This window comes from Colwellia psychrerythraea 34H, assembly GCF_000012325.1.
In the GTDB taxonomy this organism is placed as follows: Bacteria; Pseudomonadota; Gammaproteobacteria; order Enterobacterales; family Alteromonadaceae; genus Colwellia; species Colwellia psychrerythraea_A.
In genome coordinates this window covers 994,778-1,011,386 of the sequence record NC_003910.7, presented here as the reverse complement: position 1 = coordinate 1,011,386, position 16,609 = coordinate 994,778, and the positions used below count along the sequence as shown (strand labels likewise).

At 38.6% G+C, this 16,609-nt stretch carries 10 protein-coding genes; 7 read left to right on the top strand and 3 right to left on the bottom strand.

Annotated elements, in window-relative coordinates; all coding sequences use genetic code 11:
* Positions 1 to 350: 350 nt before the first annotated feature.
* Positions 351 to 3,170 carry a TonB-dependent receptor gene (locus tag CPS_RS04415; RefSeq protein ID WP_041736667.1) on the top strand — a complete coding sequence of 940 codons (2,820 nt, stop codon included), beginning with the start codon at positions 351 to 353 and terminating at the stop codon, positions 3,168 to 3,170.
* 200 nt (positions 3,171 to 3,370) lie between these two features.
* Positions 3,371 to 4,861, top strand: a complete 1,491-nt coding sequence (locus tag CPS_RS04410) for a tryptophan halogenase family protein (RefSeq protein WP_011041835.1) — start codon at positions 3,371 to 3,373, stop codon at positions 4,859 to 4,861.
* A gap of 169 nt (positions 4,862 to 5,030) precedes the next feature.
* On the opposite strand, the gene CPS_RS04405 is transcribed toward CPS_RS04410, so the two are convergent.
* Complete coding sequence (locus tag CPS_RS04405; RefSeq protein ID WP_011041834.1) at positions 5,031 to 6,008, bottom strand: zinc-dependent alcohol dehydrogenase family protein; 978 nt, start codon at positions 6,006 to 6,008, stop codon at positions 5,031 to 5,033.
* Positions 6,009 to 6,214: 206 nt separating this feature from the next.
* Between CPS_RS04405 and CPS_RS04400 the strand changes: the two genes are divergently transcribed.
* The 5 genes from CPS_RS04400 to CPS_RS04380 all read left to right on the top strand — a co-directional run bounded on the left by CPS_RS04400 (position 6,215) and on the right by CPS_RS04380 (position 12,873).
* Positions 6,215 to 7,114, top strand: coding sequence for a LysR family transcriptional regulator (locus CPS_RS04400; RefSeq protein WP_011041833.1), 900 nt, complete (start codon positions 6,215 to 6,217; stop codon positions 7,112 to 7,114).
* 206 nt (positions 7,115 to 7,320) lie between these two features.
* Positions 7,321 to 7,776: a class I SAM-dependent methyltransferase gene (locus tag CPS_RS04395; protein WP_138140235.1), complete on the top strand. Its 456-nt coding sequence runs from the start codon at positions 7,321 to 7,323 to the stop codon at positions 7,774 to 7,776.
* A gap of 325 nt (positions 7,777 to 8,101) precedes the next feature.
* A complete protein-coding gene (locus CPS_RS04390) occupies positions 8,102 to 9,529 on the top strand; it encodes a coniferyl aldehyde dehydrogenase (RefSeq protein WP_011041831.1) in 1,428 nt (475 codons plus the stop codon).
* 163 nt (positions 9,530 to 9,692) lie between these two features.
* Positions 9,693 to 10,280, top strand: coding sequence for a TetR/AcrR family transcriptional regulator (locus CPS_RS04385; RefSeq protein ID WP_011041830.1), 588 nt, complete (start codon positions 9,693 to 9,695; stop codon positions 10,278 to 10,280).
* 412 nt (positions 10,281 to 10,692) lie between these two features.
* Positions 10,693 to 12,873, top strand: a complete 2,181-nt coding sequence (locus CPS_RS04380) for an MFS transporter (RefSeq protein WP_011041829.1) — start codon at positions 10,693 to 10,695, stop codon at positions 12,871 to 12,873.
* Positions 12,874 to 13,036: 163 nt separating this feature from the next.
* Here CPS_RS04380 and CPS_RS04375 read toward each other — a convergent pair whose 3' ends face one another.
* Both CPS_RS04375 and CPS_RS04370 read right to left on the bottom strand, forming a co-directional pair.
* A complete protein-coding gene (locus CPS_RS04375; protein WP_238383587.1) occupies positions 13,037 to 14,842 on the bottom strand; it encodes an alpha-amylase family glycosyl hydrolase in 1,806 nt (601 codons plus the stop codon).
* Between the two features lie 90 nt (positions 14,843 to 14,932).
* Entirely contained in the window at positions 14,933 to 16,561 is a 1,629-nt protein-coding gene (locus CPS_RS04370; protein ID WP_041736664.1) for an alpha-glucosidase family protein, read from the bottom strand.
* Positions 16,562 to 16,609 lie beyond the last annotated feature (48 nt).

Genomic DNA, 16,609 nt, shown 5'->3' with positions numbered 1-16,609 from the left:
AGTTTAATTCAAACACCACATCCGTGGTTTCTGTCTTCCTTTTACAAACAAACATAGTTACTGAGCGCTGTGTAACACGTAAAATATGCCTCAGCTGATCACTTGTTTATTTTTGAATCAATCGTTGCATACGTATTCAATGAGTAAAGAAGACTCAGCTACGCTCTGAATACGTATGCAACGACTATCCATCCGTAATTTGCCCCTTTATATTAAAGTTGTTCACAAATAATAACCAATCGATACATGTGACCACATAACTACATACGTAAAACACAAACATATAATTATTAGGCTAAATGGAAGTTAGCTTATAAAATTAATCACGGATGGCTAGGGGAGAATATTCAATGCTACATTTTAAACCAAGCAAAATGACATTAGCTTTGCTTTCAAGTGGCTTAATGGCATTAAGCACTGCAAGTTATGCTGCCGAAGAAACGAAAGCTGCAGAAGAAGAAGTTGAAGTAATTCAAGTAACAGGTATTCGTGGTAGCTTACAAAGAGCACAAGCGATTAAAATGAGCTCAAACTCAATTGTTGAAGTTCTCTCTGCTGAAGATATCGGTAAATTACCTGATACCAGTGTTGCAGAATCATTAGCCCGTCTTCCTGGTGTAACCGGCGAGCGTCGTAACGGTCGTACTAGTGGTCTATCAGTACGTGGTTTCAATGAAAACTATATTGGTACTTCGTTAAACGGTCGTGAATTACTTGGTATGGGTGATAACCGTGGCGTAGAGTTCGATTTATACCCAACTGAAATAGTATCTAACATTGTAGTATACAAAACACCTGAAGCTGGCCTTATAGCGCAAGGCATTGGTGGTACTATTGATCTACAAACCGTAAGTCCATTAAATTCAGATGCTTCGATGACACTTAATGCTGTTTACGAACAAAATGAAAAAGATTCAGCCAACCCAGATTATGATAACAACGGTCATCGTTTATCATTCAACTATGTCGACCAATTTATGGACGATACCTTAGGCCTAGCTTTTGTTGTTTCTAATCAAGAAACACCTCGTCAAGAAGAGAACTTCCGTGGTTGGGGTTATGCTGATGTTGGCTATGCAAGTTGTGATGATAATGGCGAAAACTGTGTAAAAAAACAAGATTTAAGCGGTAATGATATAGATCCTGCTACAAAAGTTTTAGGTGGCCATGATTCATTTGCCCGCTCTGCTTTGATGGAACGTAGTTCAGTTGCGGCAATTATTGAATATCAACCTAATGACCAACTTAGCGTTAAATTCGATGCCTTATACATAGACTTTAATGAAAGTGATGTACGTCGTGGCCTTGAAGAAGGTGGCCCTGTATGGGGTGGTGTCAACTACGATGTTGCATCAATCGAAAATGGTTTAGTTACTGCAGGTCAATGGGACGGTTTCCATTCAGTAGTTCGTAATGACGCCAGAACACAAGAGTCTGAACTGACTACCTTTGGCTTAAATGTTGAATATGCCTTAGATGATAATTGGTCGACCGTTTTAGATATATCAACAGGTGATGTTGATAAATCAATCATCGATTTAGAAAGCTATTCAGGTACTGGTCGTGCTGGCGTAGATGGACGTCCATCAGCTGCTCGTTCATGGGAAATGACTTCAACTGGCGTTATGTATAGCGCTCATCCAACGCTTCCAGGTGTTGATTATACTGATGAAAGCCTTATGCGTCTTGCAGGTCCTCAATCATGGGGTGCACCTGTTATTGGCAGTGATGCACAAGATGGTTTTGTTAACCGTCCTGTATTCGAAGAAGAATTAGACAGTATTCGCTTTGAAGTTAACGGTGTAGTTGAATACAGTATTATTAGTGGCATCAGCATGGGTGTTAACTACTCTGAACGTAGTAAAAGTAAAATCAATGAAGGTGATTACCTAACTTCTCCTGAATACCCTGGTGCTGGAGCTATCCCTGATGTTTTAGGTGTTGCAGGTTTAGACTTCATTGGTATTGATGGTGTCCTTGCTTACGACAGTTTAGGTTTATACAAAAGTGGTTATTACACCGCAACAGAAGCCTCTTTAGTGCAAACTGATCGCTTAGGTGATACCTATACCGTTGATGAAGAAACATTAACGTTATACGCAAAAGTTGATTTTGAAGCTGATTTTGCTGGCATCTACATGACAGGTAACTTTGGCGTTCAATACATTGACGTTGACCAATCTTCAACAGGTTTTTCAACGGTTGAAAATGCACAAGCTTATGTTGTATCAACACCAGTAAGTGGCGGCGCTTCATATTCGGATGTGTTACCAACACTAAACTTGAATTTTGAAATTGCTGAAAATCAATTTATTCGTACTGGTTTATCAAAAGTCCAAAGTCGTCCTCGTATGGATGATATGCGTCCTAATGCCCGTGCTACTTTTGCTTATAATGATAATCAAATTCAAAGTTCAAACCCACAAAATGGTCCTTGGACTGGCAGTGCTGGTAACCCGATGTTAGAGCCTTTAACAGCGAACCAGTTTGATCTTTCTTACGAAAACTACTTTGCTGAAGATGGTTATTTTGCCGCAACATTTTTCTATAAAGATTTAACTAACTGGCATAGAACTTCAGATGCACTAACTGATTTTTCTGATGTGTATATCCCTGAGATACATAAAGATTCTAATGGTGATGCTCCTGCAACGTTGAATGGTTTTGTTAGTACCACCACAGATGGTTTTGAAGGTTTCGTACGTGGTTACGAATTACAAGCAAGTGTTCCATTTCGTATAATGCATGACTCTTTAGAAGGTTTTGGTTTGGTCATTAGTGGAACATTCCTAGATGGTAAACTTAGTGATGGAGGTAAAGTGCCTGGACTTTCTGAAGAAAGTTACTCATTAACCGCTTACTATGAAAGAAACGGCTTCGAAGTTCGTATCGCCGGTACAAAACGTGATGAATTCTTAACTGAAACACGCGGAGGCAGCCTTGCTTTGGAAGCAACTGATGATTTAGGTGCCGAAATTTGGGATGCACAAATCAGTTATGACTTCGATGAATCTGGCATTGAATCACTACAAGGGTTACGTGTTTCATTCCAAGCTCAGAACATTACCGACGAAAAGACTATTCAAGCTGAAGCGAATGATGGAAGACAAATTACCTCTTATCAATCATTTGGTGCTAACTACTCGTTAGGTCTTAACTACTCCTTCTAGTTAGATTGTAGTTAGAGTAAAGCCTGTCAGTATACTGACAGGCTTTTTTTTAAGTGACTTTTGCACTATAAAACGGTTAGGGTCTGTAGGTATTAAATTTTAATCTCTGCTATTGACTACTCTTCAAAGCGCAAGACGAAAGAGTGTAGTGCAAAACTCATTTGATTTAATCACACGTTATTTATAAGAGAAACTCAAACATGAATAGTCCAGTTAAAAAAGTAGTTGTATTAGGCGGCGGCACTTCTGGATGGATTTCTGCAGCCTTATTGAAAAAAATTCTCGGTTCAGCTATTCAACTTGAGTTAGTCGAGTCTGATGCAATTGGCACTATTGGTGTTGGAGAAGCGACCATTCCACCAATCAAACACTTAAATAATGTTTTGGGCATAAATGAAGCCGAATTTTTACGTGAAACCAAAGCAACCATAAAACTTGGTATTAATTTTGAAAACTGGAAAAGCCAGGGTCACAGCTATTTACATAGTTTTGGTGCGGCAGGAAAAAGCTTAGCCTTTTGTCATTTTCATCACCTATTAAAGCGCGCCAATCAATTAGAAGATGACAGCCATTTATGGCAATACGATTTAAATTACTTATGTGCTAAAGCAGGTAAATTTGCCCAGATAAAAAGTAAAGACCCTATCATTGAATTACCTTACGCTTATCATTTTGATGCGGGGTTATATGCAAAGTTTTTACGAAAGTTTAGTGAGAAAATAGGCGTAATTAGAACAGAAGGTTTAGTCGAGCACGTTGAGCAATGCCCTAACTCTGGACATATAACGTCTCTTAAGTTGAAAAGTGGGCAAACAGTCACAGGTGATTTGTTTATCGACTGTTCCGGTTTTAAAGGCGTGCTTATTCAAGAAAAACTTCGCACTGGTTATGAAGATTGGAGTCATTTACTGCAATGTGACCGTGCGATTGCGGTACCTTCAGAACGATTAGAAAAAACCTTACCTTATACGCGTTCTATAGCTCATGCCGCAGGCTGGCAATGGCGCATTCCACTGCAACACCGCAACGGTAATGGCTTAGTTTACAGTAGTAGCCATTGTAGTGAACAACAGGCTATGGATACCATAATGGGTAATTTAGACAGTAAAGCCATTGCTGATCCTAAAGTTATTAAGTTTCAAACGGGTCGACGTTACCAACAGTGGAATAAAAATGTTATCGCTATTGGTCTATCAAGTGGCTTTTTAGAGCCTCTTGAATCCACCAGTATTCATCTTGTGCAATCTGCTGTTGTTCGCTTAGCACACCTTTTTCCTCATCAGGGTATTAATAGCAGCCTAGTTGATGAATTCAACAAGCAGTCGGCTACTGAATTTGAACAAATAAGAGACTTTTTAGTACTGCATTATCATGCTACAGAGCGCACTGATAGTGATTTTTGGCAAGATATGCGTCATATGAAAATTCCGGACAGTCTCGCCCATAAAATTGAAATATTTAAACAAAGCGGACGATTATTTAGAGAGCAAAATGATTTATTCACTGATAGTTCATGGCTCCAAGTGATGTTAGGACAAGGTATCGTACCGCAAGATTATCATCCAATAGCCAATATAATGTCTGATGAAAAGCTCGCTGAAATGCTAAGAAAAGTGAAAGAGATTAAGCAAGCACCTATTGATAAACTGCCCAGTCATGATGAGTTTTTGAGAATATTCTGTCAGCAGTAGATAGGCGTCTATAAATGATGATAATGATGATTCTATAAACATCACTGAGACTTTTTGGCTAAGTGCCAGTAAATGAATAGCTACTAATAGTCATTAGCAGCTATTCATTAAATTAAGTTCAGTTGAACTCAGTTCTATTCAATTCAGTTCTATGCAATTATTACAGAATTTATACCGTTAAGGTGATTTTTCCTAATGCTTTACCCGAAGCAAGGTGATCGTGAGCTTTTGCTACCTCCCATATTGAGAAATCGCTTTCATCAATAATAGGGGTAATTTTTCCTGCATCGACCAAGGTTGCAATTTCAGTAAGAATACGGCCATGTGAGGCATGGTTAATACCGTGGCATAATGGAATAAGCACTAAAACACTGTGGAATGACAAACTTTTCAGGGCAATTTGTAGTGGATCAGCAATAGGTAAAATAGTCGCTACATGGCCATTTAACTTAGCTGCTTCAAATGATTTCTCAATGTTATCACCTGCAACGGTATCAAATACTTTATCAAAACCAATACCATCGGTGTAAGCCCGCACGTAGTCAGCAACCGACTCAGTCTTATAATCAACTAAGTTATCTGCACCAAGTGTTTTTGCTAACACTTCGTTAGCTGAAGAATAGGTTGAAGTTACATTAGCACCCAATACTTTGGCTAACTGAACCGCAATATGACCAACGCCACCCGTAGCGCCATGAATAAGTACCTTATCACCTTGTTGCACATTCATTTTTTCAACGAGTGCTTCATAAGAAGTGATTGCGACTAATGGCAGAGCTGCCGCTTGTTTCATTGTCAGTGTTTTAGGTTTATTAGCCATTAACAATGCATCAACCAACATAAATTCAGCTAACGCGCCGTCAACGCCGTTAATACCACCAGCCATACCGTAAACTTCGTCCCCCACGTTAAAACCGGTAACACCTTCACCCACTTCACAAACAATACCTGCAACATCACCGTGTAATATTTCAGGTAAATTCGCTGACCAAGGTAGCTCAATTGAACGCAGCATAGTATCAATTGGGTTTACACTTGTTGCTTTCACTTCGACTACCATATGGCCTGCTTTAGCAACTGGCTTTGCCTTTTCTGCAAGTTGGAAAACTTCAGTAGACCCAATTTCTTTAATGATCATTGCTTTCATAGGTTTCTCTCTTTATTTGTATGTTTGGTTACGTGCGTATTTGTCTACATTGGCTTTACTACGAGTTTGTTTGCTCGTTTAAGTGTGGCTATTCTATCTATTGCTAATTGAGCAAGCCATAACCTAAACTGCAAATCACATTTGCCTTTTTGGCAAGGCGAAGTTAGAGTAACTGCAATATAAATAATCCTTATGTAACAGCCATTATGAGTTCACTGAATCGGTTACTGTATTTCAACAGTGTTGTCGAAACCGGCAGTATTTCCCAAACCAGTAGAATTTTTGATGTGCAGCCCTCCTCAATTTCTAGGCAACTCGCGGTACTAGAACAAGAACTCGGCGTACGATTGCTAAATAAAACGACTAGGAATACTGGTTTAACTGAAGCTGGGCATAAATATTACGAATACTCTCAACGTATTGTCTCGGAATTTGATGAAGCCAAAAGAGTCGTTAATGACTTACAAGAAGTGCCAAAGGGTAAGCTTAATATAAGTATGACAGTGGGTTTTGGTGAAAGTGTTGTACTGCCACTGATTTCGAAGTTTATCTCGTTGTATCCGAATATTGTAATAGACCTGGAATTAACCGAACGGGTTGTAGATCTTGTCGAAGAGAATATTGATGTAGCGATTCGAAGTGGTCGTTTACCTGACTCAACCATGATAGCAAGGCAACTAACGTTAAATAATTTCCTCCTATGTGCAAGTCCTCAATATTTAATTAACCATAGTATCCCGCACGCACCTGAAGATTTAAAAGATCATCAATGTATCCGATACAATTATTCTCGATGGAAAGATTGGTTTTTAATGGCAGAAGAAAAAACAAAACTGTCCCTTAACAACACCATTTCGGTTAACTCTGTTAATGGTCAAAAACAACTTGTTCTGAATGATGCTGGACTCGCTTTAATTCCTTTATGGGCCGTCAGAAGTGAACTAGAAGATGGCTCGCTAATTCAAGTCATGCCAGAATATACTTTCAGCCCTTATGAAGAGTTGAGTGCCACCTATGCCATATACTTAAAACGAGAGTTGATTTCACCAAAGACACGGGTTTTCTTAGATTTTTTAGTAGAAAATATCGTAAACATTGAAAGCTAATCCCCCTTACTAAGTGTTATTCTCTTTTAATGATAACGTATTTGAAAACCGCACCAGTAACCTATCTTTCTTCATAACTTGCACAACCTATTTGAGAGTTTTCTTTGATAATTTCTGAACTACTTTTACTCATTAGCTTGATTTTCATTGTGCTGCTTATTACCAGCTCGATCGTGTATAGCACAGTAAAATTGGGCATATCGCCTATGCCAAGCTCAAATAAAGCCTATTTTTCCATGATGCAGTTAGTTGATAAAACAGGGTCAGGTACTATCGTTGACTTGGGTAGCGGCTGGGGTAACTTTGTCATTCGTATCGCCAAAAGATATCCGCAAAGACAAGTAGTAGGATACGAACTATCCTTTCTGCCTTGGTTGACATCAAGCTGTATTAAAAAGATATTGGGGTTAAAAAACTTAACCTTACATAGGAAGAACTTTTATCTGGCAGACTTTTCTAAGGCCTCCGTATTAATCTGTTATTTGTTCCCCGAGGCGATGGAAAAAATCAGCCATAAATTACAAGTAGAAAAGTCTAACGTCAGCTTTCTTATTAGTAATAACTTTGCACTACCCTCATGGCAAGCTTATAGAACGATACGGCTTAATGACTTTTATAAATCTCCCGTTTATTTATACAAAATCAGTAAAGCAGAAACTTAAAAAGTTATAACAACCTCATATTTTAAAGACATATCCTGTTCAGCAATATTTTTCCTAAGAAATAATTAATTAGTCGTAATGACCACGACTAATTAATTTATATCCCTTGAGAGCCTATCTAACCTCACTTTAGTTATAAATTAATAATAATTTTTGTGATTACTTTGAATAAAAAACAAACAAAACATTGCAATTATGGTTGTAATGAGTTCAAATATCCATACCGACTAACTAGTCAGTCTATTCTTTTGATGATTATCCATACACATCAAAAGCTAGGTCTATACCTAAATAACACTAAGCGACTTGAACAATGGAGTTACCGATGAATATGTCAGAAAAAATGAATACTGAACTGCGTGAATTATCAAGCATACTAACTGGCCAAAAACAGGCATACCGCAGTGCTCCTAACCCGTCAGCTAAAGAGCGAATTGCACAACTATCCGCTTTAAAAAGTGCCCTACTTTCTTTTCAAGACGACTTGGTCAACGCGCTTAATGAAGATTACGGACAACGTCCCGCACAAGATAGTTTAATAGCCGATATAATGCCTTGTATCGTCAATATTAATTACACTATTAAACGCCTTAATAAATGGATGAAACCGCAACGCCGTCATGCAGGGCTATTATTAGCGCCAGCTAAAGTTGAAGTGCATTATCAACCTTTGGGCGTAGTCGGTATTATGGTGCCGTGGAATTTTCCTGTGATGTTATCTATTGGTCCGTTAATCACAGCCTTAGCTGCTGGCAACAGAGCAATGATTAAATTGTCAGAGTTTACTCCGAGTACCAACCAAGTTATCAAGAAAATGTTAAGCAGTATTTTAGAACAAAATACCGTTACCTGTATTGAAGGAGAAGCCAACATCGCGGCAGAGTTTTCTGCATTACCCTTTGATCACTTAATTTTTACTGGCTCCACTACAGTTGGACGACACGTAATGCGAGCGGCTGCTGATAACCTTACCCCTGTTACTTTAGAGCTGGGTGGAAAATCCCCAGTGATTATTGCGCCGGACATGCCAATAGACACAGCCGTTGAGCGCTTAATTTTTGGCAAGTGTTTAAATGCAGGACAAATATGTGTGGCACCCGATTATATTCTTTGCCCTAAAGATAAAGTTGAAGCCTTTATCAGTAGTTATCAAAAGCAATTTCAAACTATGTATGGCGATAAACATCAAAGTACAGATTATGCTCATGTAATAAACGAAAATCAGCATAATAGATTACTTTCTTGGTTAGATGACGCAGTGAGTAAAGGTGCAAAAGTAGTTTCAGCTAATGGGCAAGACATTGACCGAAACTCACGTGAGCTTGCCACGCAATTAGTCACTGAAACCACCGATGACATGCTGATAATGCAACAAGAGATTTTTGGCCCAATTCTCCCCATTATTAGCTATGAAGATATTTCAGAAACAATTGATTATATTAATGAGCGCGCTCGGCCTTTAGCGCTTTATATTATGAGTTTTGATACAGAAACCCAGCAACATTTGTTGAGTCAAACTCACTCTGGTGGTGTTTGCATTAATGAAACAATCTTTCATGTAGCCGCTGATGATGCACCTTTTGGAGGTATTGGAGATTCTGGCATGGGCCAATATCATGGCAAGGAAGGTTTTTTAACCTTTTCCAAAGCAAAAACAGTGCTGTCTCGAGGTAAGTTAAATATCGGAAAATTAGTGCATCCTCCCTACGGTGGTTTGATACAAAGGTTGATGTTGAAGTTTTTCTTAAGATAATATTAAATTAAATGAGAATAAGACGATAATGTTGTAATTTCATAGTGTTATAATGGCGCTATTCTACGGTGGAATAGTGCCCATGCTTCAAATAGTGCCAATGCAGAATTATTTTTCACTTCATTAATAACCACCTTAAATCTATAAAAGAGTAAACGAATATATGTCTGTAACTATAAACCAGCCTAAAAATAAAAAGCAGCAGCTTTTAGATACCGCCTTAGCCTTGTTTGTAAATCAAGGTATTTATGCAACGTCCACCGCATCTATTGCCAAAACAGCAGGTGTTGCCACTGGCACTCTTTTTCATCATTTCCCTTCAAAAGATGCTTTAGTTCTTGAACTTTATAAAAATATAAAACAAGAATTTGCACTGCAAATAGCACCATTCGAACTCGATGCAACCCAGTTAGAACAACAAGCCAAAGTGATTTGGCAACAAGCAATTGATTGGGCTTTAGCTAATGCTGAGCAACAGCAATTTTGCTTACTTGTGATGCAATACCAACCGCTTTCGGCCAATACTAAAGCTCAAATATTTGCTGATGAGTTTGGTTTTCTAAAGGAGATAATGCTCTTTGGTCAACAGCATCAACTTATTGCTAATTATCCGATAGAGCTGATGTTAGAAAGTGCCCATGGTCAGTTCCTTACTAGTAGTCAGTTTTTCATTAACAACACTGAGCTCGCTCAAGATGCTAAATACCGCGAGGCGGCATTTAATCTATTCTGGCAGTCATTCACACGTTAAATGGATACTGCTAGTTATTGAATCAAACGTAAGCGTGATTTATCGTTTATGACTTAGTTACCCGTTGGAAAAACACGGCAGGAGCATAGAGTACTCATAATTCTGGTAGGATTTAAAATATATCCCTTCGACTAAACACATTATAAGCCTGAAATTTTCCAAGTTTTACAGATTCTATCCCCCAAATAACGACTAAAACTCAGTTAAAAACGACTACCAAGCTTGTGTAGCACTATTTTCAATATTTTTACTATAATCAATAACATTCTGTTGTTATGCTGCGCAATTATCAGCTACTTTTAAGTAGTATCAATAATTTCTGGCTGGGCGATGAGTGAAACCATTTTCATAAAATGCTATTCACTTAGATACCGGAGAAGTTACCCAACAAATATAGAAAAGAGAACTGCGTGTGATAACGACCCTCAAACCTTTTATCCTATTACTAACAAGTGGCTTTTTGTTAATGTTAGGTTATGGATTAAGCAACATTTTACTACCTGTGCGTATGCAGAGCGATGGGGTGAGCCTGGATAATATGGGCTTAGTACTGTCTATGTTGTCTGTGGGTTTTTTGCTGGGTGCATATTATAGCCGTATCTTATTACAACGTGCTGGTCATATAAGAATATTTGCCATGTGCGGTAGTTTAACCTCTGTGGCGATTTTACTTTCAGGCCTTTACCCCGAGCCTTTAATACTCGCGGGGATGAGGATAGTTACGGGGTTTTGTATTGCTTGCACCAATGCCACTCTTGATAGTTGGTTAAGTCATAGCGCCACTGAAAAAAATAGGGGACGTATACTCTCCATTAATCAGATGATGATAATGACAGCCCTATTTTCTGGCCAATTTTTATTAAATGTCGCGCCGATTAATGATATTACCCTGTTTGTTATCTGTGGCATTTTATTTAGTTTATCCATTACACCCATCGTTATTAGCAGACAACAAGGTCCACAAATTGAAGATAGCCCATCAATGTCTTTAATAACTGTGTTCAAACTGTCTCCTTTGGGTGTGGTAAGTAGTTTTTATTGTGGCATTTTGTATGCTGGTTTAATGAATATGTTGCCTATTTTTGCCAGTAACAACGGTATTACAGATTTAGATTTATCCATATTTATGGGATCAGCAATCTCTGGGGCAATTATTTTACAGTTCCCTATTGCCTATTTATCGGATAACTTTGACCGCCGAAAAGTCATGCTATTTATGGTAGCGACACTCATTGTACTGTGCTTATCTGTGCCATTACTTATGTCCGAAGATATGTTCAAACTAACCTTATTTGCTATTGCGCTAATCACTGGTTTGGTTGCCTGTCTTTACCCAATGAGTATGTCTGAAACATTTGATACCGTCTTAAAAGAACAAATTTTGGCAGCAATGAGTTCGCTATTATTAATCTATGCCTTAGGCAGTATTTTAGGTCCTTACCTTGCTTCTGTAGTGATGAATTCCTTCGGTAGCAGCGCGCTGTTTAGCTTTATGAATGTAGTCGCCTTAACTCTGTTACTTTTTATCGGTATTCGTATGAAGCTACAGCAAGCTTTACCACTTGATGAGCAAGAAAGCTTTATCATGCAAACACCCAGTGGCGTAGTATCAGAGCTCGATCCTCGTACACAATATGCAGAAGCACAATTCGAATCAACTCCGGAAGTGGAAGTTGCTATTAGCTTGGCGAATAAAAACCCATCGGCTGCGGTTAATATGGTTAAAGCAATTGTGCAAAGAGATCCAAAAAATGCGTCAAACTTAGCCGCGGCATTAAGTACTATAGAGGCGATAGACATTGGGAAATTATATGCCGCAATAACATCAGCAGCTCCACAAATGAGCATTCACATTGCTGAAGCATTAACCAATGCATCCCCTGAACAAGCGGATCAACTTGTTGATTGGATCACCTCTGAGTATCCCGATCAATTTACTAACATTGTTGTCGCAATTGCTAATGCAATGCCTGATAACGGTATTGATTTAATGGAATTAGCCGCTGAGAACATGGCCGAAGAATACCCTAGTGAGTTGCTAGAAATGACTGAAGAATATATGACAAACCTATCGGATTCTTTAGATGCAATGCGTCCAGTCGATAGGGTCGCTGCGGCCTGTGAAAATACGGCAACAGAGCTTTACAATCGTTTATCCGATGTATCTCCTGAACAGTCTGCAGAGCTTGCCTTCACGGTATCAGAATCTCTGCCTGAGTCGTCAAACGATGTTGCTGAAGCCTATGTTCAAAACTTAATTGATAGTGAAAGCGAAGGCGAAAATGAAAATACCAATGAAAACGAGCAAGTTTTCTCAGAAGATGCATTAGAAAATATCGAGAATGCAGCTAATAACTATATTAATCATATGGTTGACAACATCCCTGAGCATGCAGTAGATGTCGCGAGTACATTCGTTGATTCTTTTCCCGAAGTTGCTTCGGATATGCTCGAAATACTGCAAGACTCGGATGACATCGAAGACAGCGAGTTAAGTATTTCTATTGATGATAAGCCGTTACAGAGTATTGTAGAGCAGCAATTACAAGAAGCCGTACAGACTCAGTCTGATGATATTGAACAAAAAAATTAAAGCCGAACTAATATGAAAACCAACTTTAATTACCCCGTACAGAAATAGTTTTGGACAAGATGGGTTAGCGATATCAGTATAAATAAAATGAAAGTAAAACCAATATTCCTATTACAAGTAATAGGAATATTTACACTACTGTTTCGATGTTAGATTCAGTTAACTACTTCAATTGATAAATAGCAAAGCTCAGGGGTGCTATCTCATCAGCCTTTCCAGACTCCACTGAACGATAAAGCAATGTAGTTTCTGCTTGTTTAACGCCTATTTTCTCTGACACTAGATTCAAGCTTTGCGCATTTATTGCCGTATTAAACACAACCAATAAACTTTGTGCATTAGTGTTATTCGTCGCTTTCGTTTGACGTGTAATAGCAAAAATACCGGCTTCATTTTGAGAATATACCACCGCCTGCTCACCAAAACGTAACGCTGGGTATTGCTGATATAACTGAGCGTACTTAGCAAAGCTTTGATAAAAAAGATGGTTAGTATCAAAATTATCGTCGGCTGTGCTTTTAGTTGTAGCCAGTAAATCATCATCATTATAACTGTCAACAAATGAAGGCATCATATCTTGGCGTGAAGCTTGATCACCACCATCACCGACAAAACCTTGCTCATCTCCATAATAAATTACCGGTACACCGCGACTAAAGAACATCATCGCATGTGCCAATAAGTTACGTTGAATTTGTGCTTGTTCACTATAATTATGAGAACTTTGCTTCAGTGAAAAAGCAAAGCGACCCATGTCATGATTACCGGTAAAATTAACTAATTGATTAGCATTGGTGTTGCGAATATATTTATGCTCAGTATTATAAAAATGGTCTTTAGCGAATAATTGCGCCAATACATCAGTACCTTGCTGTTCAACCAAGGCTTTCGTCATCGCACCTTGAAAAGCAAAGTCTAATACTGAAGGAATTTTAGCTTCTGTAGTAAAGCGACTTAATAATTCAGGTTCAAAACTATAAACTTCACCAAACATGAAAAAGTTATCAATACCTTGTGCTTTAGCATGTTGCATTAGGGCTGGTGAGAATTGCTGCCAAAACTCTATGTTGACATGTTTAACGGTATCAATACGAAAGCCATCAGGCTTAAACTCATCAATAATATCTTGGTAAATAGCAATCATGCCATTAACAACACTAGATTTTTGGGTATATAAATCATCAAGGCCAGCAAAGTCACCTCGCACTGAGCTTTCGCCTCGCCAGAATGAATCACCTTGGTTGTGATAAACATCCATATCATTAAGCCATGCTGGATATTTTAGTGTTTCATCACCTTTAGGAATTAATGGGGTGTAATACTTGCCTTGAGCAAGTTGCGCCATAGAAATAAATGGACAATCATTACCTTTACTTACATCAACTATCCAACCTAAACCGTCTTCGCCGTGGCATTCTTTGGTCTTGATCACGTCAGCTGTATGGTTAGTGATAATATCAAAAAATACTTTTATATTACGTTTGTGCGCTTGGTCTATAAAGTTTTTTAGTTCGGCGTTACTGCCCAGGTGCGGGTCAATTTCAGTGAAATCCAATATCCAATATCCATGATAACCAGAGGTTCCCGCTTGCATAGCGCGATTACGAAGTATCGGCGTTAACCAAATGGCACTTACCCCCATATTATCTAGGTAAGGTAATTTTTCAGTCAAACCAGCTAAATCACCACCGTGATACATGCCTTTATGCGTTTTATCTAACCCACCGCGAGACACAGCACGCTTTTTATCATTTTCAGCAGCGCCTAAATCATTACTGGTGTCGGCATTGTAAAAACGGTCAGGTAAAACAAAGTAAAAGACCTCTTCTTGAAAATCACGTTGCTGATAAGGTGCTAACGTTGCCGCCTTAGCCGTTAACTTTTCTGTTAGCTCCACGCCTCCTGCTTGGCTTACTTGAGATGTAATACACGCCAAGCTTATAGCTGTTAATACCGAACATTTACTCATAAAATTCATAGCGTTTCTCTTAATGCGTTTACCGTATTGACCGAATTAACTTACTGACATATCTAACTAAGTAACTGACTAAGCTAGCGATTAAAGCTTGCTATAAAAACAGCCAAAAGGTGGTAGTTCTAATACACCATCAGTAATTGTTGCGCTTATTAGCTTATGATCAGACAACACAGTTAGGCTATCACTTGCTGGAGTCAGTGAAGATAAAGCTACTATTTGGCTTTGCTCACTAAAGTTAAAGCATACTAATAACTGCTCACCTTGGTATTGACGAACAAAAGCTAGTAGTGGTTCTGCAGTATCAATAAAATTGATGTCACCGTAACGTAACGCTGGTTGATCTTTGCGCCAGCGGTTAAAATTACGGTAGCTATTAAGCACAGAATCGACCGCATCATCTTGCACATCGACTGATTTAGCAAAGTGTTCATTGGATACCGGTAACCAGGGTTTGCCTTCACTAAAGCCAGCATTAATTGCATTATGCTGCCAAGGATGTGGCGTTCTGCAACCATCTCTGCCTTTAAATTGAGGCCAAAAAGTGATGCCATAAGGGTCTTGAATATCTTCAAAGGCAATATCGGCTTCATTTAAACCTAACTCTTCACCTTGATAACTACAAACGCTGCCACGTAATGACGAAATCATTGCATAGAGCATTTTAGCAAAATCTTTACTATTAAAACCGCCCCACCTAGTAACAACACGCTCTACATCATGGTTTGAAATAGACCAACATGGCCAGCCATCTAATACACGCGATTCAAGGTTTTGTACAACCTGTTTAATATAACTCGCACTAAAATTATCCGTTAATAAATCAAAGCTATAGCCCATATGCAAGCGGTGTTCGCCTTGGGTATATTCAGCCATAGTTTTTAAGGAATCTTCTGAAGATATTTCACCTAAAGCCACCGTACCTGGGTACTCGTTTAGCAGTGTTCGAATATCTTCCATAAAACCTAAGTTTTCATCTTGGGTGTTATTGTAATAATGATACTGATAAGCGTATGGGTTTTTCTCATCAAAGCCGATGCTTGTTCTTAACTCTTTAGCTTTCGCGGGATTATCACGTAATTGCGCATCATGATAACAAAAGTTAATCGCATCAAGGCGGAAACCATCAACACCACGTTTAAGCCAAAATTCAATATTGTCTAATACCGCTTGGCGTACATCAGGATTATGAAAGTTTAAATCTGGCTGACTGGTTAAAAAGTTATGTAGGTAATATTGTTGACGTCTTGGCTCCCAAGTCCAACCTGTTCCGCCAAATATAGATAACCAATTGTTAGGCGCAGTGCCATCTTCTTTGGCATCACTCCAGACATACCAATCCGCTTTATCATTAGTTTGATCTTCACGTGAGTCAATAAACCATTGATGCTGATCCGAGGTATGACTAAGCACCTGATCAATCATAATTTTAATGCCAAGGGCATGTGCTTTAATGACAAGTTCATCAAAGTCAGCCAGCGTACCAAAAATAGGGTCTATTTCACGATAGTCGCTAATATCATAGCCAAAGTCTTTCATTGGGGATTTGAAAAAAGGAGAGATCCAAATAGCATCAACCCCTAAACTAGCAATATAGTCTAACTTGCTAATGATTCCTGGCAAATCGCCAATACCGTCCTGATTAGCATCATAGAAGCTACGTGGATAAATTTGATAAATTACCGCGCCACGCCACCACATTTGTTCATTCATTTGAAAACCCCAACACTGATACTTGTTCAACTGGTAATAGTTATTATC

Excerpts from the sequence above, each read along its gene's own strand:
- CPS_RS04390 (WP_011041831.1), top strand. The coding sequence starts at position 8,102 with ATGAATATGTCAGAAAAAATGAATACTGAACTGCGTGAATTATCAAGC.
- CPS_RS04375 (WP_238383587.1), bottom strand. The coding sequence starts at position 14,842 with ATGAGTAAATGTTCGGTATTAACAGCTATAAGCTTGGCGTGTATTACA.
- CPS_RS04400 (WP_011041833.1), top strand. The coding sequence starts at position 6,215 with ATGAGTTCACTGAATCGGTTACTGTATTTCAACAGTGTTGTCGAAACC.
- CPS_RS04395 (WP_138140235.1), top strand. The coding sequence starts at position 7,321 with ATGCCAAGCTCAAATAAAGCCTATTTTTCCATGATGCAGTTAGTTGAT.
- CPS_RS04410 (WP_011041835.1), top strand. The coding sequence starts at position 3,371 with ATGAATAGTCCAGTTAAAAAAGTAGTTGTATTAGGCGGCGGCACTTCT.
- CPS_RS04415 (WP_041736667.1), top strand. The coding sequence starts at position 351 with ATGCTACATTTTAAACCAAGCAAAATGACATTAGCTTTGCTTTCAAGT.
- CPS_RS04385 (WP_011041830.1), top strand. The coding sequence starts at position 9,693 with ATGTCTGTAACTATAAACCAGCCTAAAAATAAAAAGCAGCAGCTTTTA.
- CPS_RS04405 (WP_011041834.1), bottom strand. The coding sequence starts at position 6,008 with ATGAAAGCAATGATCATTAAAGAAATTGGGTCTACTGAAGTTTTCCAA.
- CPS_RS04370 (WP_041736664.1), bottom strand. The coding sequence starts at position 16,561 with ATGAATGAACAAATGTGGTGGCGTGGCGCGGTAATTTATCAAATTTAT.